The sequence below is a fragment of the Serinicoccus chungangensis genome (assembly GCF_006337125.1).
GTDB lineage: Bacteria > Actinomycetota > Actinomycetes > Actinomycetales > Dermatophilaceae > Ornithinicoccus > Ornithinicoccus chungangensis.
In genome coordinates, this window is record NZ_CP040887.1 from 2,015,218 (window position 1) to 2,038,334 (window position 23,117).

Sequence of the window (23,117 nt, forward strand, 5' to 3'; positions counted from 1 at the left end):
GGCGGCCGCCAGGCAGGGTCAGCGGACCTGGCCGTCGCCCTCCACGACCCACTTGGTGGTCGTCAGCTCCGGCAGCGCCATGGGGCCGCGGGCGTGCAGCTTCTGCGTCGAGATGCCGATCTCGGCCCCGAAGCCGAACTCGCCGCCGTCGGTGAACCGGGTGGAGGCGTTGACCAGCACCGCGGCCGCGTCGATCTCGGTGGTGAACCGGCGGGCGGCGGCGCGGTCGGCCGTCACGATCGCCTCGGTGTGACCGCTGGTGTGCTCCTGGACGTGGGCGATGGCGGCGTCCAGGTCGTCGACCACCCGGGCGGAGATGTCCAGGGAGAGGAACTCGGTGTCGTCGTCCTCGTCGGTGATCGGCTGGTATGCCGCCCCGGCGGCCTCGGCGTACGGTCGCATCCGCTCGTCGCCGTGCACGGTGACGCCGGCGGCGGCCAGTTGCTCCATGACACCGGGCAGCACCCGCTCCGCGGCGTCGCGGTGCACCAGGAGCGACTCGGCCGCGTTGCACACCGAGGTGCGGTGCGTCTTGGAGTTGGTGACGACGGCGACCGCCATGTCGGTGTCCGCGCTCGCGTCGACGACGACGTGGCAGTTGCCGATACCGGTCTCGATGACGGGCACCGTCGACTCGGTGACGACCGTCTGGATGAGGCTCGCGCCCCCGCGGGGGATGACCAGGTCGACGAGGCCGCGGGCGGTCATGAGGGCCCGCGCGGCGTCGTGGCCGCCCTCGGAGAGCAGGCTGACCGCGTCCGGCGAGATCCCCCGCTCCTCGAGACCGGCCCGCAGCAGGTCGACCAGCGCGGCGTTGGTCGACCCCGCGGCGGACCCGCCGCGCAGGATGACCGCGTTGCCGCTCTTGAGGCCGAGCCCGGCCGCGTCGACGGTCACGTTGGGACGGGCCTCGTAGATCATGCCCACGACCCCCATGGGGACGCGCACCTGGCGGATCTGCAGCCCGTTGGCCAGCGTCGAGCCGCGCACCACCTCGCCGACGGGGTCGGGCAGCGAGGCGACCTGCCGCAGGGCGTCGGCCACGGCGCCGATGCGGTCCTCGTCGAGGGTGAGGCGGTCCAGCAGGTTCTCCGGCAGACCCGCGGAGCGGCCCCGCTCGAGGTCCTCCCGGTTGGCCTGCAGGACGCGGTCGGCTCCCGCGTCGACGGCGTCCGCCAGCGCCAGCAGGGCGGCGTCCTTCTCGGCCCGCGTCAGCAGGGCGAGCTGGCGGGCCGCGGTGCGCGCGGCCCGGGCGACCTGGGCGACGTGGTCGACGACCTCGGGGGCGATGGTGCTCATGGGACCTCCTGATCGGGGTGGCCGGTGACGGGGATGACGGGGCTAGAGGACGACGAGGTCGTCCCGGCGGACGACCGGCCGGGGCGCGGGGGCACCGGAGCGCAGCGCGGCGTCACGGACCATCCGGCGGCCGACCAGCGGGCCCAGCTCGGCCGCGTCGTAGCCGACGAGCCCGCGGGCCACCACCTGGCCCCGTTGGTCGCAGAGGTCGACGGTGTCCCCCGCGCTGAAGCGGCCCTCGACCCGGGTGATGCCCACCGGGAGCAGGGAGGTCTGCCGCCGCACGACCGCCTCGACGGCGCCGTCGTCGAGGACGACCCTGCCGGTCGCGCTGCTCGCGTGCGCCAGCCACCGCCGCCGCGCCGGGCTCTTGGTGCCGACCGGGGTGAAGAGCGTGCCGACGTCCTCGCCGCGCAGCGCCTGGTGGACCTGGTCGGTGCTGGTGACGAGGGCGGGGATGCCCTCCGCGACGGCCATCTGCGCGGCCGTGACCTTGGTCTGCATCCCCCCGGTGCCCACGCCCGACCCGGCGCTGCTCACGTCGACGGAGGTCAGCGCCTCGGCCCCGGCGACGAGCGGGATGCGGGAGGACCCCGGCCGGGACGGGTGCGCGGTGTAGAGCGCGTCCACGTCGGACAGCAGGACGAGGGCGTCCGCGTCGACGAGGTGGGCCACGAGCGCGGCGAGCCGGTCGTTGTCGCCGAAACGGATCTCGTCGGTGGCCACCGTGTCGTTCTCGTTGATGATCGGCACGACCTCGAGCTCCAGCAGGCGCTCCAGGGTACGCGAGGCGTTGACGTAGTGGCTGCGCCGGTGCATGTCGTCGGCGGTGAGCAGCACCTGCCCGACCTGGACCCCGTGGAGGGTGAAGGCCTGGGTGTAGGCCGCCATGAGCGCCCCCTGACCGGTGCTGGCGGCGGCCTGCTGGGTCGCGAGGTCCTTGGGCCGGCGATCCAGGCCCAGCGGCACCATGCCGGCGGCGATCGCGCCCGAGGACACCAGGACGACCTGGGTCCCGGCCAGCGACAGCTTGGCCAGGCTGCTGGCGAGCGCTTGCAGGCGGAAGCCGTCGAGACCGCCCTGCGGTCCGGTCAGCGAGGAGCTGCCGACCTTGACGACCATGCGGCGCGCGTCCCGGATGACGCTGCGGTCGACGGTCGGGGCCATGGGACGAATACTATTCCACGTCCGTGCATAGTCATGCACCCTCCCCGAGGGCCTGACCCCGGGCCTCCCGCCCCGGCCCGCACGCACCCGCGGCCGGTGGGACCGTGCCGGGTCAGTCCTCGTCGGTCCACCGGCCGGCGCGGCGCTCGGCCTCCAGCTCCTCGCGGGCGGCGCTCGCGGCGTCCTTGCGGTCGTGGAAGGCCTCGCGCTTCTGGGCACGGGTCGGGCGGGAGCGCTCGTCCAGCCGCAGGTCCGTGCCACGGCTGCCGAGCAGCTCGGCGCCGCCGGCCATCGTCGGCTCCCAGTCGAAGACGACCGCGTCGTCCTCCGGGCCGATGAGCACCGTCGACCCGGCGACCGCTCCCGCCTTGAGCAGCTCCTCCTCGACGCCCAGCCGGGCGAGCCGGTCGGCGAGGTACCCGACGGCCTCGTCGTTGGCGAAGTCGGTCTGGCGCACCCAGCGCGTGGGCCGCTCCCCGAGGACCCGGAAGACCTCGTCCTCGGCGCCGCCCTCGCGGCGCACGGTGAAGCCCTGGTCGTCCAGCGCCCGCGGGCGCAGGACGACCCGCGCGGGCTCGGTCCCGACGTGCTCGGCACGGGCCCGGGCCACGTGCCCGGCCAGCGCGAAGGTCAGCTCCTTGAGGCCCTGGTGCGCGACCGCGGAGACGACGTGCACCTCGTAGCCCTGCTCCTCCAGGTCCGGCCGCACCATCTCGGCGAGCTCGCGCGCCTCGGGGACGTCCGCCTTGTTGAGCACGACCACGCGCACCCGCTCGGCGAGGGGGATGCCGCCGAGCTCGCCGTGGGGCACGTAGGCCGCGAGCTCGGCCTCGATGACCTCCAGGTCGGTGAGCGGGTCACGTCCCGGCTCCAGGGTCGCGCAGTCGATGACGTGCACGAGGACGTGGCAGCGTTCGACGTGCCGGAGGAACTGCAGCCCCAGCCCCCGGCCCTCGCTGGCCCCGGGAATGAGGCCGGGCACGTCGGCCATGGTGAAGCGCTCCCCGCCGGCGGTGACGACCCCGAGGTTGGGCACCAGCGTGGTGAAGGGGTAGTCGGCGATCTTGGGCTTGGCGGCGGACAGCACGCTGACCAGCGACGACTTGCCGGCCGAGGGGAAGCCGATGAGGGCCACGTCGGCGAGCGTCTTCAGCTCGAGGACGACCTCGGTCTCCTCACCCGGCTCCCCGAGCAGCGCGAAGCCGGGTGCCTTGCGCCGCGGCGAGGCCAGGGCCTTGTTGCCCAGCCCGCCGCGACCACCGCGCGCCGCGACGAACTCGGTGCCCTCCCCCACCAGGTCCGCCAGGACCTCGCCCCGGCGGGTGGTGACGACCGTGCCCGACGGCACGGCCAGCACGAGGTCCTCCCCCTGGGCCCCGTTGCGCTCGTCCCCCTCGCCCGGCCGGCCGTTGGGGGCGCTGCGGTGCGGTCCGTGGTGGTAGTCGATGAGGGTGGTGACCTGCGCGTCCACGCGCAGCACGATGTCACCGCCGCGACCGCCGTTGCCGCCGTCGGGACCGCCCAGCGGCTTGAACTTCTCCCGGTGGACCGAGGCCACCCCGTGGCCCCCCTTGCCCGCGCGCAGGTGCAGCACGACCCGGTCGACGAAGTTGGCCATGGGGGGATCCTCTCAGGGGGTGCAGACGCCGCGACGCCGGCGGGTCGTGTCGGACCCACCGGCGTCGCCGATGCCGCGCGCCGGGCGGACCCGGCGTCTCATCAGGTGTGTGGTGCCGCGCCTCAGGCGTCGACGGTCGCGCTCTGGCCGACGATGTTGACGGTCTTGCGGCCCCGCTTGGCGCCGAACTCGACGACCCCGGGGACCAGCGCGAACAGCGTGTCGTCACCGCCACGGCCGACACCCTCGCCGGGGTGGAAGTGGGTCCCGCGCTGGCGGACGATGATCTCGCCGGCGCCGACAACCTGGCCGCCGAAGCGCTTCACGCCCAGGCGCTGCGCGTTCGAGTCACGACCGTTGCGGGTCGAGGACGCACCCTTCTTGTGTGCCATCTGCTGACTCCTCCTTGGCTCGGGTGACGCTCAGGCGTCGATCGCGGTGATCTTGACCTGGGTGAGCGGCTGGCGGTGGCCCTGCCGCTTCTTGTACCCGGTCTTGTTCTTGTACTTCTGGATGACGATCTTGGGGCCCTTGACGGCACCCACGACCTCGGCGGTCACGGTGGCCTTGCCGAGGGCGTCGGCGTCGGTGGTCACGGCGTCACCGTCGACCAGGAGCACGGGCGCGAGCTCGACGGTGTCGCCGGCCGCGGCGTTGCCGCCGACCTTGTCGATGGTCAGCACGTCGCCGACGGAGACCTTCTCCTGGCGGCCGCCAGCACGGACGATCGCGTACACGTTGAACTCGCTTTCTGCTTCTGTCGCGGTGGGCTCGGACGCGCCCTGGACGATGTGGACGGCCGGTCGAGCCGACATACGAGGATGTCGTCTGCGAGACCGGTGCCGCACACCTGGGGCGAACCGACGCACCAGACTACCGTGCGCGGTGCCCCGCCTCCAAACTCAGCCGGACGTCCCGGAGACCGGGTCGGAGGACGCCTCCTGCGGGTGGGTCCCGTCGGAGGAGTCCGAGGAGCCCTGGGGGGCGGTGGAGCCGTCCGGGTACGACGTCGACGCGTCCTCGCCCACGGGCGGTCCGGCCGGGGCCACGACCCGCCCCCGACGGCGACGCCTGGGGGCCGGCGCCGGCTCCTGGGTCACCGGCGCCGCGTCCGACACGGGCTCGGGGGTGGTCGGCGGCGTGGTCGCCACGTCCGCCGCGGCGGGCTCCGGCTCGCTGGGCGCCGTGCCGCGCTCGGGCACCGTGGCCGGCGCCTGCGCCTCGCCCTGGTCGGCCACCTCGTGGGCGGCCGCCCCGGCAGCCGCGTCCGCGGCCTCCGAGCTCGCGCCCGCGCTCAGCGCCGCGGCGTGGGCCGCGGCGGCGATCTGGGCCGGGGTCGGGCCGGACGGGTTGGGGCGGGCAGGACGTTCTTGGGCTCGGAGCCGGTGCTGGTGCCGCCCGAGCCGCCGTTGCCACCGCGGCCCTTGCCGCGTCGCTTGCCGCCGCCGTTGCCGTTGCCGTTGCCACCGCCGTTGCCGTCGTCGCCGCCGTTGCGCACGACCGGTTCGGTCTGCACGACGACACCCCGGCCCGAGCAGTGCGTGCAGTTCTCGGAGAAGACCTCGATGAGGCCCGACCCGACCCGCTTGCGGGTCATCTGGACCAGCCCGAGCGAGGTCACCTCCGCCACCTGGTGCTTGGTCCGGTCGCGGCCCAGGCACTCCAGGAGCCGTCGGACGACCAGGTCGCGGTTGCTCTCCAGGACCATGTCGATGAAGTCGACGACGATGATGCCGCCGATGTCGCGCAGCCGCAGCTGCCGCACGATCTCCTCGGCCGCCTCGATGTTGTTCTTGGTGACCGTCTCCTCCAGGTTGCCCCCGGAGCCGGTGAACTTGCCGGTGTTGACGTCGACGACGGTCATCGCCTCGGTGCGGTCGATGACGAGCGAGCCGCCCGAGGGCAGCCACACCTTGCGGTCCATCGCCTTGGCGATGGCCTCGTGGACGCGGTACGTCGTGAAGACGTCGCTCGTGCCGGTGTCCTTCTCGACGCGGTCGGCGAGGTCCGGGGCCACGTCGTCGATGTACCGCTTGACCTCGTTCCAGGCCTTCTCGCCGGAGACGACGAGCTTGGCGAAGTCCTCGTTGAAGACGTCGCGGATGACCCGCACGGTCATGTCCGGCTCGCCGTGCAGCAGGGAGGGCGCGTTGGCGGTCCGGGACTTGGTCTCGATCCGCTCCCACATCGCGGTCAGCCGCTCGACGTCGGCGCGCAGCTCGGCCTCCGAGGCGCCCTCGGCGGCGGTGCGGACGATGACCCCGGCGTCACCGGGCACGACCTCCTTGAGGATCTTCTTCAGGCGGGTGCGCTCGGTGTCCGGCAGCTTGCGCGAGATGCCGGTCATCGAGTTCCCGGGCACGTAGACGAGGTAGCGACCGGGCAGGGACACCTGCGACGTGAGCCGCGCGCCCTTGTGGCCGATGGGGTCCTTGGTGACCTGGACGAGGACCGACTCCCCCGACTTGAGGGCGTTCTCGATGCGCTTGGGCTGGTTGCCCTCCAGCCCGGCGGCGTCCCAGTTGACCTCCCCGGCGTAGAGCACCGCGTTGCGGCCCTTGCCGATGTCGACGAAGGCCGCCTCCATGCTGGGCAGGACGTTCTGCACCCGCCCGAGGTAGACGTTGCCCACCATCGTGGACTGCGCCGAGCGTGAGACGTAGTGCTCCACCGGCACCCCGTCCTCCAGGACGGCGATCTGGGTACGGTCCTCGAGCCCGCGGACCACCATGACCCGTTCGACGCTCTCGCGCCGCGCGAGGAACTCAGCCTCGGTGATGATGGTGCGGCGACGCCCGGCCTCCCGGCCCTCACGCCGGCGCTGCCGCTTGGCCTCGAGCCGGGTGGAGCCCTTGACCGAGGACACCTCGTCCTTGGCGGAGCGCTCGCTGCCGCTGCGGGAACGGCGGCGGCGCCGCTTGGTCCCACCGGCCGAGTCACCCTCGGACTCCTGGGCGTCGACCTGGTCGTCGGCCTGGCCGCCCTTGGCGTCCTCCCCGCCCTTCTGCTCCGCCTGGGAGCTGCCGGAGCCCTTGGACCCCGAGCCTCCCCCACCGCGACGGCGCCGGGAGGAACCGGAGGGCTTGTCCTGCCCCGTCGGCTCCGCCGCCGCCTCCTCGGGCTGGTCCTCGGCCTGCTCGGCGGCGCCGTCCTCACCGGCGCGGGAGCGTCGACCCTTGCCGCCCCGGCGGCGACGCCGGCGTCCCCGACCGCCGTTGTCGTCGTCCCCGTCGTCCCCGTCCGGACCCGCGGGGGCGTCCTCGGAGGTCGTCTCGGGCTCGACCTCGGGGGCCGGCGCCGGTGCGGTGGAGGCCGACGTGGCCCGGCGCGAGCGCCGCGGCGGCAGGTCGGTGAGGTCCGGAGCCTGGAACACGAGCCCGAAGGACGGCGTGCTGGCCGGGGCCGGCGGGGCGTCGTCCTCGGCGTCCGGCGTGTCGAGCTCCTCGGCGTCCGGGTCCTCGGCGTCCGGGTCCTCGGCGTCCGGGTCCTCGGCGTCCGGGTCCTCGGCCACGGGCTGCTCGCCCGCGGTGGCCTCGGTCCCGGCGCCCGGGACCTCGGTGCCCTGCTCGGGTGACGGCTGCCCGTCGACGGGTTCTGCGGAGGTGCGTTCGTCAGACACGTGGTGTCCTTCCAGGTCGCGCGGCTGCGGTCCACAACCCGGCCCGGAGGCCTCCCTCCCGCGCGACGCGGGTGCAGTGTCGGCGTGGCCGGCCGGCCACGACGGAAGTCGTCCTGTGTCACCGGCTGCGGCTCGCGCGGTCGCGCGGCACCGGTTCCGGCGCGGCACGGGCTCCCGACGCGATGAGCCTCATCACGTCCACGACCTGCGTGCTGACCTCGTGGGCGCACCGCAGGGGCTCGTACCGGGTCGGACGACGCTGTGGGACGCCGTTCGACCGCTAGGCAGTATCGCACACACCGCGTCGCGCACGGCATCGTCGAGCCCGGGTCGCACCCACCCACGGCGCCCCGGACCCACCGGCGCCCCGTGGCCGGGAGGGGCAGGGGTTGACGGTACGGTAGGTCCCCGTGCGAGTCTTCAACTTCTCAGCCGGTCCAGCCACCATGCCGCTCGAGGTGCTCGAGCGCGCCCAGTCCGAGCTCACCGACTGGCGCGGGTCCGGGATGTCCGTCATGGAGATGTCCCACCGCAGCGCCGAGTTCGTCTCCATCGCGGCCGAGGCCGAGCGCCGGATGCGCGACCTCCTGTCGGTCCCCGACGACTACGCGGTGCTCTTCCTCCAGGGAGGGGCGACCGGGCAGTTCTCCGCGGTGCCGCTCAACCTCGCCTCCCCCGGCGCCCCCGCGGCCTACCTCAACACGGGGTCCTGGTCCGCGAAGGCGATCGCCGAGGGCCGCAAGTACGTCGACGTGCAGGTGCTGGCGGACGAGAAGGAGTCGAACTACTCCACGGTGCCGGCGCCGGGGTCGGTCGAGGTCCCCACGGACGCCGCCTACCTGCACTACACGATGAACGAGACGATCGGCGGGGTCGAGTTCCCCTACGTCCCGGACGCCGGTGCGGTGCCGGTCGTCACCGACGCCAGCTCGACGATCCTCTCCCGCCCGCTGGACGTCTCGCGGTTCGGCGTCGTCTACGCGGGGGCGCAGAAGAACCTCGGGCCGGCAGGCATCTGCGTCGTCGTCGTCCGCCGGGACCTGCTGGACCGGGCGCGCGCGGACGTGCCCGCCGCCCTGGACTGGAAGGCCATGGCCGACGCCGACTCCATGCTCAACACGCCGCCGACCCTGGCGTGGTACCTCGTGGGGCTGGTCCTGGAGTGGGTCGAGCAGCAGGGGGGCGTGGCGGAGATGGCGCGCCGCAACCAGGCCAAGGCCGACCTGCTCTACGGCGCCATCGAGGCCTCGGACTTCTACTCCAACCCCGTCCAGCCCGCGGCGCGCTCCTGGATGAACGTGCCCTTCCTCGTGCCCGACGGCGCGCTCGAGAAGCCCTTCGTGGCGGCCGCGGCCGAGGCCGGGCTCTCCGGGCTGGCGGGCCACCGCAGCGTGGGCGGGATGCGCGCGAGCATCTACAACGCCATGCCGATCGAGGGCGTCCAGGCCCTCGTGGACTTCATGACCGACTTCGAGCAGCAGAACGGCTGAGACACCACTCCCATGAGCCAGACCTACCCGATCCAGACCCTCAACGCGATCTCCCCCATCGGCCTGCAGCGCCTCGACCGGGACGTCTTCGACATCGGCACCGACATCGCGCAGCCCCGCGGGATCCTGCTGCGCTCCGCGGACCTGCACTCCGTCGAGATCCCCGAGTCGCTCTACGCCGTCGCCCGCGCCGGGGCCGGCACCAACAACATCCCCGTGGACGCCATGGCGGCGCGCGGCATCCCCGTCTTCAACACCCCGGGCGCCAACGCCAACGCGGTCAAGGAGCTCGTCATCGCGGGCATGCTGCTCGCGGCGCGCAACCTCTACCACGCCGCCGACTACACCCGCGGTCTCGTCGCCGAGCAGTCGCTCGGCGGGGCCGACCTGGACAAGCAGGTCGAGGCGGGCAAGAAGCAGTTCGCCGGGTACGAGCTGCCCGGCAGGACGCTAGGGGTCATCGGCCTCGGCGCCATCGGCGTGCTCGTCGCCAACGCGGCGCAGTCGCTGGGCCTCAAGGTGCTCGGCTACGACCCCGCCATCACCGTCGAGCGCGCCTGGCAGCTCTCGCCCAACGTCGAGCAGGTGACCAGCGTCGAGGAGCTGTTCGCGCGCTCGGACATGATCACCCTGCACGTCCCGCTCATCGAGGCGACCAAGGGTCTGGTCGACGCCGAGCGGATCGCGACCATGCCGGCCGGCGGCGTCGTGCTCAACTTCGCCCGCGGCGGGGTCGTGGACGAGGCGGCCGTGCTGGAGGCCCTGGACTCGGGGCACCTGCACGCCTACGTCAACGACTTCCCGAGCGAGGCCGGGTCGGTGCACCCCAAGGTCATCGCGCTGCCCCACCTGGGCGCCTCGACCGGCGAGGCCGAGGACAACTGCGCGGTCATGGCCGCCGACCAGCTCTCGGACTACCTGCTGCACGGCAACATCCGGAACTCGGTGAACTTCCCCGAGGTGGTCATGGCCCGCACCCCCGGCACCACCCGGCTGGGCATCTTCAACGAGAACAAGCCCAACATGATCGGCCAGATCACCGCGACGCTCGCCGACGCCGGGCTCAACGTCGCCGAGTTCACCAACAAGTCGAAGGGCGAGGTGGCCTACACCCTCGTCGACGTGGAGGGCGAGGTCCGCGACGACCTCAAGGACTCGATCCTGGCCATCGAGGGCATCATCCGGGCCCGCAAGATCGACTGACGGCGCCGGGCCGGGCGGGGGTCGCTGCGGCAGCCCCCGTCCGGCCCGGTCCAGGGCTAGGCTGGCCGGCATGTCGCACCCCCGCTTCCCCGCCGGGGAGGGTTGAGTCTCCCTCTCCGGGCTGGCGGTCGCCTACCGCGCCACGCACGAGGCGATCCCGCTCTTCGGCATCTACGCCCTGCTCTTCGCCGACCGGGGCCTCAGCACCGCCCAGATCTCGGTGCTGCTCGCGGTGTGGTCGCTGAGCGCCTTCGTGCTGGAGGTGCCCTCGGGGGCCTGGGCGGACCTGCTCGACCGCCGCACGGTGCTCCTCGTCTCGGGCGTCGTCTACGTCGCGGCGTTCGCCACCTGGATGGTGTGGCCGGGCTTCTGGGGCTTCCTCCTCGGTTTCGTCCTGTGGTCGTGCTCGGACGCCCTGCACTCGGGCACCTGGGAGGCCTACCTCTTCGAGCAGCTCGCGGCGCACGGACGGAGCAGCAGGTACGCCCGGGTCAAGGCACGCGCGGAGAGCGTCGCCCTGCTGCTCATGGCCGTGGCGATCGCGGCGGCCGCGCCGCTGCACCAGCTGGGCGGGTACGCCCTCGTGGGGGCGGTCAGCGTGGCCGTCGCGGTCCTCCACGTCGGGGTGACCCTGCGGCTGCCGCGTCCGGCCCGCCGCGGCACACCCGGCCCCCCGGGGCCGTCCGCACCGCCCCACCCGACGTCACCACGGGCGGTGGACCCCGCGCCCGACCCACGTCCGCAGGAGCGGACCCCGCAGGGCTGGGCGGCCACCCTGCGCGAGGGGCTCGCCCAGGCGCGCGCGGCCGGCCCCGTGCGTCGGGTCCTGCTGGGGTATGCCGCCGTCGTCACCCTCGTCGGCGTCGACGAGTACTTCCCGCTGCTGCTCGCCGACGACGGGGCCCCGGTGGGCCGCGTCGCCCTCGTCATGGCCGGGATCGTCCTCCTCGAGGCCCTGGGGACCTCGCTCAGCGACCGGGTCGCCCTGCTCACCGGCGGGCGGCACGCCGCCCTGGTGCTGCTCGCCGGGGCGCTCCTGGCCCTCGGTGCCGCGGGATCAGGGTGGGCGGGCGCGGGGTCGTTGGGCCTCGGGTACGCGCTGGCCAGCAGCCTCTACGTGGCGGGCGACGCCCGCCTCCAGCACGCCCTCGGGCCGAGCAGCCGCACGCGCGCGACCGTCACCTCGATGGCGGGGGTGGCCGGCGAGGTCGGCTTCCTGGTGACCCTCGCGACGGTCGGGGTCCTCAGCCTGCACCTCGAGCTCACGCCGGTCGTGACCGGGGCGTGCGCCGTCCTGGCGGTGCCGGCCGCCCTCGCCGCCTGGCGGATGCCCCCCGGGGACCCGGGCGACCCCGACGACGGCGTCGCCGCAGCGTGACCGCGTCCCGGCTCAGGCCCGGCCGAGCAGCGCCTGAGCCGTGTCGTAGGTGGTGACCAGCCCGTTGATGAGGTCCCCGGACATCGCGGCGCGCAGGGCCTCGACCTTGCCCTCGCCGTGGGCCACGGCGAGGACCCGGTCGATGCCGCGCAGCTGCTCGGGCGAGAGCGCGATGAGGCGCTCCGAGAGGCAGGTGCGCACCAGCTCGCCCCGCGCGTCGAAGCAGGCCCCCACGGCCTCCCCGACGACCCCGGCCTCGGCCACCCGGTCGCGGCACTCCACGTCGACCGCGTCGTAGATCGTGGACTGGCCCTCGGCCCAGGCGCCCACCCCGACCACGGCGACGGTCACCTGGTCGGCGGCCGCGAGCGTCCCGCTCACCGCCGGGTCACGCCGCACCGCCTCGGCGGCGGCCGCGTCCGGCATGACGAGCGGGGCGAAGAACATCTGGCGCCCTCCCCCGGACATGCGGCCCGCGCGCCGGACCAGGTCCACCGCGCTGGAGTCCTCGCTGATGCCCACCAGGGCACCGCTGAGCTGCACGATCTCCACGGGGGGCAGGGACTGCAGCGCGTAGACCATGTCGTGCACCGCACGGCTCCAGGGGAGCCCCAGGACGTCGTCGGGCCGCAGGACCCGGCCGAGGAGGCCGGCCGCGGCCCGTCCCAGCTCGGCCCGGACGTCCAGGGCGGTGGAGGAGACGGGGGCCACCAGGGCGTGCTCGAGCGAGAAGCGCGCGCGCAGCTCCTCGGCCAGCCGGCCGTCCCGGTCGTCAGGCTCGACGATCTCGATGCGCACCACCCCCGCCTCGTGCGCGAGGTCGAGCAGACGCGCCACCTTGAACCGGCTGATCCCGAGCGCCTCGGCGATGTCCGTCTTGGCCTGCCGCTGCTCGTAGTGCCGGCGGGCCACGGCGACGGCCAGGGTGAGGTCACGCTCCTCCCGGACGGGCACGACATACCTCCTGCTGGTGGAACGACCCGAGGATCGGGCGGACGGTGGGAGGACCATTCTCCCGGGTCGGACGCGTGAGGTCCACGTCCTTGACAAGCGCGGGTGTGCGCGTTTCACTGAGGATACTCGTATGTGCACGATCGCGCGCTCGCATGAGCGTGACCGACCCGGGAGGCGGCCTGTGCCCAGGAACCACGGACCAGCGAGGACGCTGGTCGTCATCACCTCGACGACCGTGGCCCTGGCGGCCGCGGGCTGTGCCGGTGGTTGGGGAGGAGGGGTGGGTGGTGGCGACAGCAGTATCAACGTGCTGATGGTCAACAACCCACAGATGGTGGACCTCCAGGCGCTGACCGCGGAGCACTTCACCGCCGAGACCGGCATCGCGGTCAACTTCACCGCGCTGCCCGAGAACGACGTCCGGGCCAACATCAGCCAGGAGTTCTCCTCCCAGGCGGGCCAGTACGACGTCGCGTCCCTCAGCAACTTCGAGATCCCGATCTATGCAGGGGCCGGGTGGATCGTCCCCATGGACGACTTCATCGCCGCCGACGAGGACTACGACCAGGAGGACATCCTGGACTCGTTGGAGACCTCGCTGTCCTACGAGGGTCAGGTCTACGGGCAGCCGTTCTACGGTGAGTCCTCGTTCCTCATGTACCGCAAGGACATCCTGGAGGCCGAGGGACTGACGATGCCGGAGCAGCCGACCTGGCCGGAGGTGGCCGAGCTCGCGGCCCAGCTGGACGGGGCCGAGCCGGGCATGGCCGGCATCTGCCTTCGCGGGCTCCCGGGGTGGGGCCAGGTGATGGCGCCGCTGACCACGGTGGTCAACACGTTCGGTGGCAACTATTTCACGGTCGACTGGGAGGCACGTGTCAACGCCCCCGAGTTCACCGAGGCCGTCACCTTCTACGTCGACCTCGTGCAGGAGCACGGGCAGAGCGGCGCAGCCCAGTCCGGCTTCACCGAGTGCCTGAACAACCTGACGCAGGGCAACACGGCCATGTGGTACGACGCCACCTCGGCTGCCGGCTCCCTGGAGGCCGAGGGCTCACCGGTGCAGGGACTGCTGGGCTACGCCCCCGCTCCGGTCGTGGAGACCGACAGCTCGGGATGGCTCTACGCATGGTCCTGGGGGATCCAGGCGGCGAGCGAGAAGCAGGAGGAGGCATGGGAGTTCATCTCCTGGGCCTCCAGCCAGGAGTACGAGGAGCTGGTCGGTGAGGAGCTCGGCTGGACCAGCGTGCCCGCCGGCAAGCGTGCGTCGACGTACGAGAACGAGGACTACCTCGAGGTCGCCTCGGCCTTCGCCGAGCCGACGCTGCGGGCCATCCAGGAGGCCGACCCGGAGAACGCCGGCGTCGAGCCGAGCCCGGTCCCCGGCATCCAGTTCCTCGCGATGCCCGAGTTCCCGGCCATGGGGACCCAGATCAGCCAGGACATCAGCTCCGCGATCGCCGGCCGGCTGAGTGTCGACGAGGCGTTGGACCAGGGTCAGGAACTGGCCGAGGACATCGCCGAGATCTACCGCGCCCGGGAGGACTCATGAGCACCCAGACCACCGCCGGGCGGAAGGCGCCGGGGACCGCCGCGGGGCAGCCTTCCCAGACCATGAAGAAGGCGGGTGCGTGGGCACGACGCGCGCCCCTGCTCCCGGCCCTCGTCTTCGTGATCGTGATGACGCAGCTGCCGTTCGCGGCGACGATCGTCATCTCGTTCATGAACTGGAACGCCTACTACCCGGACGACATCGGGTTCACCGGCTTCGACAACTTCGTGCGGGTGTTCACCGACACCAACACCCGGGAGGCCGTCGTCGCCACGGTCATCCTCACCGTCTCGATCGTCCTGCTCAGCCTGGTGCTCGGACTGGCCATCGCCCTGCTCCTGGACCGCAAGTTCCTGGGACGCGGCATCGTGCGCACGATGATGATCACCCCGTTCCTCGTCGTGCCGATCGCTGCGGCGCTGCTGTGGAAGCACGCGTTGTACAACCCCGAGTACGGCCTCCTCAACGGACTGCTCACGCTCGTGCTCGGGGCCGACGCACCCCAACCGGACTGGATCAGCACCTATCCGCTGCCCTCCATCATCGTCTCGCTGGTGTGGCAGTGGACGCCGTTCATGATGCTGATCCTGCTGGCGGGTCTGCAGTCGCGGCCGCTGGACGTGATCGAGGCGGCCCGGCTCGACGGGGCCAACAACTGGCAGATCTTCACCCACATGACACTGCCGCACCTGCGCCGCTACCTCGAGCTGTCCACCCTGCTGGGAGCGATCTACATCGTGCAGGCCTTCGACCACGTCTTCACCATCACCCAGGGCGGGCTGGGCACGGCCAACCTCCCGTACTTCATCTACCAGACGTTCTACGTGGGCCAGGACTACGGGCGGGCGTCAGCGGCCGGTGTCGTCACCGTCCTGGGCACCATCATCATCGGCATCCTGGCGCTGCGCACCGTCTTCAGCATGTTCAAGGAGGAGTCCTGATGAGCACCACGAACGAGGACGTCGGCCCCACGCCGCCGGGTGAGCGGACCGAGGCGCGGGCGCCGAGGCGTCGCTCCGAGACCGACCGCAACCGCTCGAGGGGCCGGCGCAGCAACGCCGGTCTGGGTGTCCTCGCCTGGGCGGTAGGGCTGCTCTTCGTGGCGCCCGTGCTCTGGATGGTCCTCACGTCCCTCCACGCCGAGACCGACGCGGCGACCAACCCGCCGAGCTTCTTCGCCCCGCTGAGCCTCGAGGGCTACCGCAGCTTCTTCGGGGCAGATCCGTGGCCGCCGCTGCTCAACTCGCTCACCGCCAGCGTGGTGTCCACGATCCTGGTCATCGTGCTGGCGCTCCCCGCGGCCTACGCGCTGTCGATCCGGCCGGTGAAGCGGTGGACCGACGTGATGTTCTTCTTCCTGTCCACCAAGTTCCTCCCCCTCGTGGCCGGGCTCCTGCCGATCTACCTGTTCGCCGTCCAGGTGGGGCTGCTCGACACGGTGTGGCTGCTGATCCTGCTGTACACCACGATGAACCTGCCCATCGCGATCTGGATGCTGCAGTCCTTCCTGTCCGAGGTGCCGGTCGAGATGCTCGAGGCGGCGCAGATCGACGGCGCCGGCCTGTTGCGCACCCTGCGGGAGGTGATCGCCCCAGTCGTCATGCCCGGGATCGCCGCGGCAGCGCTCATCTGCTTCATCTTCAGCTGGAACGAGCTTCTGCTGGCCCGGGTGCTGACGGGCACCGTGGCCGGGACCGCACCCGTCTTCCTGACCAGCTTCGTCACCAGCCAGGGTCTGTTCCTGGCCCAGGTCTGCGCGGCGTCCTTCGTCGTCTCGCTGCCGGTCCTGGCGGCCGGGTTCGCGGCCCAGGACAAGCTCGTGCAGGGCCTGTCGATGGGCGCCGTCAAGTGACCGGGAGAATGTCGACCATGAAGCTCAGCGAGGAGACCCTGCCGGGGCTGCCCGAGGACGTGGCACGCCCGACCTACGACCGGTCCGCCCTCCGGCCCGGCATCGTGCACTTCGGCGTCGGTGGCTTCCACCGCGCGCACGAGGCGATGTATCTCGACCGGCTCATGGAGGAGGCCCCCGAGGAGCACCTGGGGTGGTCGGTCGTCGGGGTCGGCACGATGCCCGGCGACGCCCGGATGCGGGACGCCATGGCCGCCCAGGACTGCCTCTACACCCTCGTGGTGAAGCACCCCGACGGCGCTCTGGAGCCCCGCGTCATCGGGGCGATGTCGGCCTACCTCTTCGCTCCGGACGACCCCGAGGCGGTCCTGGCCCGGATGACCGACCCGGACGTCCGGATCGTCAGTCTGACGATCACCGAGGGCGGCTACCACGTCAACCAGGTCACCGGTGAGTTCGACCCGGCCGACGAGTCCCTCCAGGCCGACATCGAGGCGCCGCAGCAGGACCCGCGCAGCGCGTTCGGCTTCATCACCGAAGCGCTGCGCCGCCGCAGGGACGCCGGCGTGGAGCCGTTCACCGTCATGTCCTGCGACAACCTCCCGGGCAACGGCGACGTGGCCAGCCAGATGATCACCTCCTTCGCGCGGATGCAGGACGAGAACCGCACCGGCGACCCGCTCGCCGACTGGATCACCGAGCACGTGTCCTTCCCCAACGCGATGGTGGACCGGATCACCCCCGTCACCAGCCAGGAGGACATCGACGCCCTGGCCGAGCGCTTCGGCATCGAGGACGCCTGGCCGGTGGTGTGCGAGCCGTTCACCCAGTGGGTCCTCGAGGACCACTTCCCCACCGGGCGGCCCGCCTTCGAGGAGGTCGGGGTCCAGGTCGTCGACGACGTCGTCCCCTACGAGCTCATGAAGCTCCGGCTGCTGAACGCCAGCCACCAGGCGCTGTGCTACCTCGGCTACCTCGCGGGCTACCGCTACGCCCACGAGGTGGCGCAGGACCCGCTGTTCGAGGAGTTCCTGCTGGGCTACATGGAGCACGAGGGGTCCCCCACCCTCCCCGAGGTGCCGGACGTCGACCTCTCCGACTACCGGCGCACCCTGGTCGAGCGGTTCGCCAACCCCGAGGTGCGGGACACCCTCGCCCGCCTCTGCGCCGAGAGCAGCGACCGCATCCCCAAGTGGCTGGTGCCGGTCATCCGGCACAACCTGGAGCACGACGGCTCCATCGACCGGTCGGCCCTCGTCGTCGCCTCCTGGGCCCGGTATGCCGAGGGCGTGGACGAGCAGGGCGAGCCGATCGAGGTGGTGGACCGCCACCGGGACCGGGTGATGGCCGCGGCCGCACGGCAGGACGAGGAGCCGCTGGCCTTCCTCGAGGACGAGACCTTCTTCGGCGACCTGCGCCACGACGAGCGGTTCGCGTCCGCCTACCGCCACTTCCTTCAGCGGTTGCACGAGGTGGGAGCACGCACCACGCTGGAGGACCGTGACTGGAACTGACCGCACCCTCGTCGCCGGGGTCGACACCTCGACGCAGTCCTGCAAGGTCGTCGTCTGCGACGCCGACACCGGAGAGGTCCTCCGCGAGGGGCGCGGTACGCACCCCTCGGGCACCGAGGTCGACCCGGAGCACTGGTGGACCGCCTTCGAGGAGGCCACCTCCGGCGGCCTGCTGGAGGACGTCGCAGCGCTGTCCGTGGGGGGTCAGCAGCACGGGATGGTGCTCCTCGACGAGGAGGACGCCGTCGTGCGTCCGGCCCTGCTGTGGAACGACACGCGCTCGGCGCACGCCGCCAGGGACCTCGTGCAGGAGCTGGGCGGCGCGCAGGCCTGGGCGGACCGGGTGGGGGTCGTCCCGCTGGCGGCCATCACCGTGAGCAAGCTGCGCTGGAGCGCCGCCCAGGAGCCCGAGGTGTTCGCCCGGGCCCGCACCTGCGTGCTCCCGCACGACTGGCTCACCGGTCAGATCCTGCGCCGCCGGGGCGGCTCGGGTGAGGACTGGGTGACGGACCGTGGGGACGCCTCGGGCACCGGCTACTTCGACGCGGCGACGGGCCACTACGACCGGGAGCTGCTGCGCCTGGCCGTCGACCGCGACCTGGAGCTGCCGCAGGTGCTGGAGCCGCACGAGGAGGCGGGCCGCACCCAGGACGGCATGGTCCTGGGGCCCGGCACGGGCGACAACGCCGCTGCCGCCCTCGGTCTCGGCCTCCGGCCGGGGGACGTGGTCATGTCGCTCGGCACGAGCGGCACCGCCTTCGCACGCCACGACTCCCCCAGCCACGACGCGACCGGGGAGGTGGCGTCCTACGCCGATGCCACCGGCACCTACCTGCCCCTCGTCTGCACCCTCAACGCGGCCCGCGTGCTGACCGCCGGGGCGCGCGCCCTCGGCACCGACCTGGCCGGACTGGAGACCCTCGCCCTGCAGGCGGAGCTGGGCGCTGGCGGGTTGACCCTGCTGCCCTACCTGGACGGGGAGCGGACCCCGAACCTGCCCGACGCCACGGGCACGCTGTCCGGCCTCACCCGGGACAACCTCACCCCGGCCAACCTCGCCCGCGCCATGGTCGAGGGCATGCTGCTCGGTGTGGGGGCCGGGGTCGACTCGCTGGCCCGGGAGGGCGTCACCGTCGAGCGCATCCACCTCATCGGGGGCGCCGTCGCCTCCCGCGCGGTCCGCGAGATCGCGGCCGACCTGCTGGGGGTCCCGGTCGTCGTGCCCGAGGCGCGCGAGTACGTCGCCCTCGGGGCCGCCCGGCAGGCGGCGTGGACGCTGCGGGGTGGCGAGCTGCCGGACTGGCCGGTCCCCACGTCGGCGCAGCTGGAGGCCAGGCCCTCCGAGCACGCCACGCACGTGGTGGAGCGCTACCGCGAGCTGGTCCGGACCCTCCACGGCTGACCCGCCGGGGCCGGCCCGTCGCACCGAGGCGGCTCCGTCGTGGTCCGGCGCCGCCCGCGGGCGGCGCCGGACCACGACGGTCAGCCGGTGTAGAACGCGTCCAGCTCGTCCTTGTACTTCGCCGTCACCGCGCGCCGCTTGAGCTTCATACTCGGCGTCAGGTCCCCGTCCTCGATCGACAGGTCGTGGTCCAGGATGTGGAACTGCTTGACCTGCTCGTGCCGGGCGAGCTGCTCGTTGAGCTGGTCGACGTGGTGCTGCACCATCTCCCGCGCGGCCTGCGAGGTGACGATCTGGGCGTAGCTGTCCCCCGCCATGCCGTTCTTGGCCGCCCAGGCCGTGATGGCGTCGTGGTCGAGCGTGATGAGCGCGGACACGAAGTTGCGGCCGTCCCCCTCGACGATGAGCTGGCTGGCGTAGGGGCAGATGCCCTTGAACAGGGACTCGATGCGCGAGGGCGCGACGTACTTGCCGCCGGACGTCTTGAAGAGGTCCTTCTTGCGGTCGGTGATCCGGACGTAGCCGTCCTCGTCGATCTCGGCGATGTCACCCGTCGCGAGCCAGCCGTCCTGCAGCGCCTCCGCCGTCGCCTCGTCGTTCTGGTGGTAGCCGGTCATGACCCCGGGGCCACGCATGAGCAGCTCCCCGTCGTCGGCGATCCGCACCTCGGTGCCGGGCAGCGGCCAGCCCACGGTGCCGATCTTGTTGACCCCGGGACGCGGGCGGTTGACGATCGAGGCGGCGCTGGACTCGGTGAGGCCGTAGCCCTCGATGATGGTGAGCCCCATCGCGTCGAACCATCGGGCGATGTCGTGGTTGAGCGCGGCCGAGCCGGAGATGAAGAAGCGGATGCGTCCGCCGAAGCGCTCCCGGATCTTGGAGAGCACGAGCTTGTCGGCGACCGCGTGCTTGGCCTTGAGCAGACCGGCCGGCTCACCCCCGGAGGCGCGGATCTCGGCGACCTCCCTGCCGACCCCGCCGGCCCAGGTGAACAGCTTCTGCTTCACGCCGCCCTCGTCGGCCATCATGGTGGTGATGCGGCCGTAGGCCTTCTCGAAGATGCGGGGAGCCGCGCCCATGAAGGTCGGCCGGACGACGGCGAGGTTCTCGACGATCTTGTCGACCCGGCCGTCCACGGCCGTCGGGAACCCCATCTGGAGGGGCAGGACGAGGAGGCACTTGCCGAAGACGTGGGCCAGCGGGAGCCAGAGGTACTGCAGGTCGTCCGGGCCCAGCAGGTGGACGGCGTCCACGCCGGCGCCCTCGTAGGTCCACGCCGAGTGGGGCAGCCGGACGCCCTTGGGCCGTCCGGTCGTGCCGGAGGTGTAGATGATCGTCGCGAGGTGCTCCGGGGTGAGCGCGTCGATGCGCGCGTCGACCACCCCGGGCTCGGACTCGAGCCGGCGCCGCCCCAGCTCCTCCAGCTCGGCCAGCGTGATGATGTCACCGCCGTCGCCCGACCCGTCGATGACGACGATCTTGAGCACGGCGCCCAGCTCGGCCCGGTGCTCGAGCACCTTGGCCACCTGCTCGTCGTCCTCGGCCACGACCACCCGGCTGCCGGAGTCGGTGATGATGAAGGCGACGTCCTGGGACAGGGTGGTGGGATAGATCGTCGTCGTGGCCGCCCCGGCGCACATGACCGCCAGGTCGACCAGGACCCACTCGATGCGGGTCGAGCACGCGAGCGCCACCCGCTCCTCCGGCTGCACGCCGAACTCGACCAGACCGGCGGCGAGGGCGTAGGCCCGGTCCCCGGTCTGCGCCCAGGTGAGGGTGGGCCACGACTGGCCCTCGGGGTAGAGGAAGGCGTCGGCGTCCGGCGTGGCGGCGACCCGGTCCCGGAAGAGGTGCCCGACACTGGGGACACGGTTCTCGATCAGGGCGAGATCTGGCTGCTCATCGGTGAGACGGGCCACGGCAACTCCTCAAGTCGTATGGTCCTGCGGATGCTCATCTTGGCAGGTTCGACCGGGGCGGCCAAGACGGACGCGCCGCCCGGTCCCGCCCGCTGGCGCAGGCCAGCAGCCCCAGCGCCACCCAGCAGGCCAGCATCGACGACCCCCCGTAGGACAGGAACGGCAGGGGCAGCCCGGTGACCGGCATGAGCCCCAGGTTCATCCCGACGTTCTCGAAGATCTGGAAGCCGAACCACGACGCGACGCCGACCGCGAGCAGGCGTCCGAAGGGTTCCTCGCACCGCAGTGCGACCACCAGCCCGCGGACCACGAGGAAGCCCAGCAGCACCAGCAGGCCGACCGCACCGACGAAGCCCAGCTCCTCCCCGGCCACCGAGAAGATGAAGTCGGTGTACTGGAAGGGGATGAACCCGCCCTGCGTCTGGGGTCCCTCGCCGAGACCCGTGCCCGACCACCCTCCGGAGCCGATCGCCAGCCGGGCCTGCCTCGTCTGGTAGCCGATGCCCTCGGGGTCCAGGCCCGGGTCGCGGAAGGCCAGCAGACGGTCCACCTGGTAGGGGTCCAGCAGCGGGATCCGGATGGCCGCGACGACCGCGGCGCACGCCACCACCGCCGCCGCCGCGCTCCACCGCCAGGAGGCCCCGGAGGTCGCGACGACGACGAGGGTGAGGACGCCCAGGACGAGGCCGCTGCCGAGGTCGGGCTGCAGCATGATGAGGGCGACGGGCACGGCCGCCAGCACCCAGGCAGGGAGCACCTCCCGCCACCCCGGGCGGCGGTAGGGGTCGCGGCCCTCGGCCAGGATCATCGCCAGCCCCACCACCAGACCGATCTTGGCGAGCTCGGCGGGCTGCAGCGAGAATCCGCCGGGCAGGAACAGCCAGGACCGAGACCCGTTGACCGTCTGCCCCACGGGGGTGAGGACGAGCACGAGGCCGGCCAGTCCCGCGAGGTAGACCCAGGGCGCCGCGGCGCGGAGCCAGCGCACGTCCAGGGCGATGACCGCGAGGCCCACCGCCACGCCGACGAGGGTGTTGACCAGGTGACGCACCGCCAGGGCCGTCCCGGCCCACTCGTGGGTCGCCGACCAGATGAGGACGGCACCCACGAGGCTCAGCCCGAGCCCTGCCACGAAGGGGGCCCAGTCCGTGCGGAGGTAGCGCTCCCGCACGGAGCGGTCAGTCCCCCGCGAGCAGGGCGCGGCTCCGGTCCACGTCGCGCGCCATCTGCTCGGTGAGCTCCTCGACGGAGTCGAACCGGACGTTGCCCCGCAGCCGGGCCAGGAAGTCCACGCTGACGAGCTCGCCGTAGAGGTCGAGGTCGGTGCGGTCCAGGACGTAGGCCTCGACCGTCCGGTCGTCGACGTCGTCGAAGGTCGGGTTGGTCCCGACGGAGATGGCTGCCGGCAGTCTCCGGTCGGGGTCCCGGGGGTCGACCTCGGGCCGCTCCAGCCACCCGGCGTAGACGCCGTCGGCCGGCACCATGCCCACCCGGTCCGGGCCCAGGTTGGCCGTGGGGTAGCCGAGCTGCCGGCCGCGGTGGTGCCCGTGCACCACGGTGCCGGACACCCGGTGGGGGCGGTCGGTGATCTGGGCGGCCAGGGCCACGTCGCCGTCGGCGATGGCCTGCCGCAGCGCGGTCGAGGACCACGTGCGCCGGCCGTCCGCCAGGGCCCCTGCCGTGTGCTGCACGACGACGTCGAAGCCGTGCAGCTCCCCCAGCTGGCGCATGGTGGCGACGTCCCCGGAGTTGTGCAGCCCGAACCGCGTGTCCTGGCCGACCACGACCACCTCGGCCTGCAGGCCGTCGACGAAGGTCTCGACCACGAAGTCCTCCGGCAGGAGCCGGGCGTACTCCTTGGTGAACTCGATGACGACCACCCCGTCGAGGCCCGCCTCCTCCAGCAGCTGCAGACGGTGCTCCAGCCCGACGATCTCCCGCGGCGCCCGTTCCGGGTGCAGCACGGCGACCGGGTGCGGGTCGAAGGTGACGGCGACCGCCGGGACGCCCCGCTCCCGGGCCAGGTCGGTGACCGTGCGCAGCACGGCCTGGTGGCCGAGGTGGACGCCGTCGAAGTTGCCGAGGGTCGCCACGGTCGGGCCGAGGTCGTCCGGGAGGTCCTCCAGGCTGGTCCAGCGATGCACGGGCGT

Annotated in this window: 18 protein-coding genes and 1 pseudogene; 8 read left to right on the forward strand and 11 right to left on the reverse strand. The window is 72.6% G+C overall.

What is annotated here, in order from left to right; all coding sequences use genetic code 11:
* Positions 1-18 precede the first annotated feature (18 nt).
* From FHD63_RS09115 to FHD63_RS09145, 7 genes and pseudogenes are all read right to left on the reverse strand, one after another.
* Positions 19-1,305 (reverse strand): annotated as a pseudogene (locus FHD63_RS09115) (glutamate-5-semialdehyde dehydrogenase); the annotation flags it as partial.
* A gap of 36 nt (positions 1,306-1,341) precedes the next feature.
* Positions 1,342-2,466 (reverse strand): glutamate 5-kinase, encoded by a 1,125-nt coding sequence (proB, locus tag FHD63_RS09120; RefSeq protein ID WP_174964924.1) that lies wholly within the window; start codon positions 2,464-2,466, stop codon positions 1,342-1,344.
* A gap of 112 nt (positions 2,467-2,578) precedes the next feature.
* A complete protein-coding gene (obgE, locus tag FHD63_RS09125) occupies positions 2,579-4,084 on the reverse strand; it encodes a GTPase ObgE (protein WP_139721789.1) in 1,506 nt (501 codons plus the stop codon).
* 122 nt (positions 4,085-4,206) lie between these two features.
* Positions 4,207-4,476 (reverse strand): 50S ribosomal protein L27, encoded by a 270-nt coding sequence (rpmA, locus tag FHD63_RS09130; protein ID WP_058892429.1) that lies wholly within the window; start codon positions 4,474-4,476, stop codon positions 4,207-4,209.
* Between the two features lie 30 nt (positions 4,477-4,506).
* Complete coding sequence (gene rplU / locus FHD63_RS09135; protein ID WP_058892430.1) at positions 4,507-4,821, reverse strand: 50S ribosomal protein L21; 315 nt, start codon at positions 4,819-4,821, stop codon at positions 4,507-4,509.
* A gap of 165 nt (positions 4,822-4,986) precedes the next feature.
* On the reverse strand, positions 4,987-5,322 hold the full coding sequence (locus FHD63_RS09140) for a hypothetical protein (RefSeq protein WP_139721790.1): 336 nt from the start codon (positions 5,320-5,322) through the stop codon (positions 4,987-4,989).
* A gap of 56 nt (positions 5,323-5,378) precedes the next feature.
* Entirely contained in the window at positions 5,379-7,703 is a 2,325-nt protein-coding gene (locus tag FHD63_RS09145; protein WP_238705604.1) for an Rne/Rng family ribonuclease, read from the reverse strand.
* Positions 7,704-8,113: 410 nt separating this feature from the next.
* Between FHD63_RS09145 and serC the strand changes: the two genes are divergently transcribed.
* The 3 genes from serC (at position 8,114) to FHD63_RS09160 (ending at position 11,774) form a co-directional block, all read left to right on the forward strand.
* The gene (gene serC, locus FHD63_RS09150) at positions 8,114-9,193 is read left to right on the forward strand and encodes a 3-phosphoserine/phosphohydroxythreonine transaminase (protein ID WP_139721792.1); all 1,080 of its coding nucleotides are present in this window, start codon (positions 8,114-8,116) and stop codon (positions 9,191-9,193) included.
* A 12-nt stretch (positions 9,194-9,205) separates the two neighbouring features.
* On the forward strand, positions 9,206-10,396 hold the full coding sequence (locus FHD63_RS09155) for a phosphoglycerate dehydrogenase (RefSeq protein ID WP_139721793.1): 1,191 nt from the start codon (positions 9,206-9,208) through the stop codon (positions 10,394-10,396).
* A gap of 178 nt (positions 10,397-10,574) precedes the next feature.
* Positions 10,575-11,774, forward strand: a complete 1,200-nt coding sequence (locus tag FHD63_RS09160) for an MFS transporter (protein WP_275100651.1) — start codon at positions 10,575-10,577, stop codon at positions 11,772-11,774.
* A gap of 12 nt (positions 11,775-11,786) precedes the next feature.
* Here FHD63_RS09160 and FHD63_RS09165 read toward each other — a convergent pair whose 3' ends face one another.
* Positions 11,787-12,728 carry a sugar-binding transcriptional regulator gene (locus FHD63_RS09165; protein ID WP_158296745.1) on the reverse strand — a complete coding sequence of 314 codons (942 nt, stop codon included), beginning with the start codon at positions 12,726-12,728 and terminating at the stop codon, positions 11,787-11,789.
* Positions 12,729-13,041: 313 nt separating this feature from the next.
* Here FHD63_RS09165 and FHD63_RS09170 point away from each other — a divergent pair, with 313 nt between their 5' ends.
* Genes FHD63_RS09170 through xylB form a run of 5 tightly spaced genes read left to right on the forward strand, consistent with a single transcriptional unit; the run spans position 13,042 to position 19,048 of the window.
* Complete coding sequence (locus FHD63_RS09170; RefSeq protein WP_238705606.1) at positions 13,042-14,280, forward strand: ABC transporter substrate-binding protein; 1,239 nt, start codon at positions 13,042-13,044, stop codon at positions 14,278-14,280.
* A complete protein-coding gene (locus FHD63_RS09175; RefSeq protein WP_139721797.1) occupies positions 14,277-15,221 on the forward strand; it encodes a carbohydrate ABC transporter permease in 945 nt (314 codons plus the stop codon). The genes FHD63_RS09170 and FHD63_RS09175 overlap by 4 nt, the downstream gene beginning before the upstream one ends.
* A complete protein-coding gene (locus FHD63_RS09180; protein WP_139721798.1) occupies positions 15,221-16,132 on the forward strand; it encodes a carbohydrate ABC transporter permease in 912 nt (303 codons plus the stop codon). The genes FHD63_RS09175 and FHD63_RS09180 overlap by 1 nt, the downstream gene beginning before the upstream one ends.
* Before the next feature lie 8 nt (positions 16,133-16,140).
* Positions 16,141-17,646 carry a mannitol dehydrogenase family protein gene (locus FHD63_RS09185; protein WP_139721799.1) on the forward strand — a complete coding sequence of 502 codons (1,506 nt, stop codon included), beginning with the start codon at positions 16,141-16,143 and terminating at the stop codon, positions 17,644-17,646.
* Positions 17,633-19,048, forward strand: a complete 1,416-nt coding sequence (xylB, locus tag FHD63_RS09190) for a xylulokinase (protein WP_139721800.1) — start codon at positions 17,633-17,635, stop codon at positions 19,046-19,048. The genes FHD63_RS09185 and xylB overlap by 14 nt, the downstream gene beginning before the upstream one ends.
* 80 nt (positions 19,049-19,128) lie before the next feature.
* Here the strand turns inward: xylB and FHD63_RS09195 are convergent, their stop codons facing one another.
* The 3 genes from FHD63_RS09195 to FHD63_RS09205 are packed head-to-tail and all read right to left on the reverse strand — an operon-like array spanning position 19,129 to position 23,111.
* A complete protein-coding gene (locus FHD63_RS09195) occupies positions 19,129-20,967 on the reverse strand; it encodes an AMP-dependent synthetase/ligase (protein ID WP_139721801.1) in 1,839 nt (612 codons plus the stop codon).
* A 34-nt stretch (positions 20,968-21,001) separates the two neighbouring features.
* Positions 21,002-22,138 (reverse strand): rod shape-determining protein RodA, encoded by a 1,137-nt coding sequence (gene rodA, locus FHD63_RS09200; protein WP_139721802.1) that lies wholly within the window; start codon positions 22,136-22,138, stop codon positions 21,002-21,004.
* A gap of 7 nt (positions 22,139-22,145) precedes the next feature.
* Complete coding sequence (locus FHD63_RS09205) at positions 22,146-23,111, reverse strand: bifunctional riboflavin kinase/FAD synthetase (RefSeq protein ID WP_139721803.1); 966 nt, start codon at positions 23,109-23,111, stop codon at positions 22,146-22,148.
* Positions 23,112-23,117: the final 6 nt, after the last annotated feature.